The sequence below is a fragment of the Pseudomonas floridensis genome, from assembly GCF_002087235.1.
Taxonomy (GTDB): Bacteria; Pseudomonadota; Gammaproteobacteria; order Pseudomonadales; family Pseudomonadaceae; genus Aquipseudomonas; species Aquipseudomonas floridensis.
Window position 1 is genome coordinate 1 of record NZ_MUIO01000134.1, and the last position, 843, is coordinate 843.

The following is an 843-nucleotide window of genomic DNA, read 5'->3' on the forward strand; positions in this document are numbered from 1 at the left end:
CCCAAGGCCGGCGGTGGCAGAAAACCTTATCCTCTGGAAACCATGCTGCGCATTCATCTGCTGCAAAACTGGTTCTCCCTGAGCGACCCGGCCATGGAAGAAGCGCTCTACGAAATCACGCCCATGCGACAGTTTGCACGCCTGACCTTGAGCGCCCCGATACCTGAAGACACCACGATCATGAACTTCCGGCACCTGCTGGAAAAGCATCAACTGGCCCCTGCGATCCTCGCGGTCATCAATGGTTATCTGCAAGAGAAAGGCCTGTCCCTGCGCCAGGGCACCATCGTCGATGCCACCATCATTCATGCCCCTTGCTCGACCAAGAACGAGGAAGGAAAGCGTGATCCCGAGATGCATCAAACCAAGAAAGGTAACCAATACTTCTTCGGGATGAAGGCGCATATCGGCGCCGATGCGGAGTCGGGACTGGTTCATCATGTTCATGGCACTGCGGCCAATGTGGCCGATGTCACGCAGGTCGCCGAGCTGCTGCATGGCGAAGAAAACGCGGTTTATGCAGACGCTGGATATACCGGTGTCGAGAAGCGTGAGGAGCATGAAAATCGTGACGTCATCTGGCAAATAGCAGCGCGCCGTAGCACGTATTCCAGGCTTAATAAACGCAGTGTGCTTTACAAAGCCAAGCGCAAGATCGAGTACTGCAAAGCTCAGACACGGGCCAAGGTCGAGCATCCGTTTCGGGTAATCAAGCGTCAGTTTGGCTACGTGAAAGTGCGCTTTCGTGGGCTGATGAAAAACACAGCTCAGCTGACCACGCTGTTCGCCCTGTCGAATCTGTGGATGGCTCGAAAACAGCTGATGGGTATGGGTGAGTTGCGC

General features: G+C 55.2%; 1 protein-coding gene. It reads left to right on the forward strand.

Going from position 1 to position 843, the window contains the following annotated elements; genetic code table 11:
• The coding region (locus BZK31_RS26020) for an IS5 family transposase (protein WP_083186110.1) at positions 1–843 on the forward strand (843 nt) is incomplete at both ends.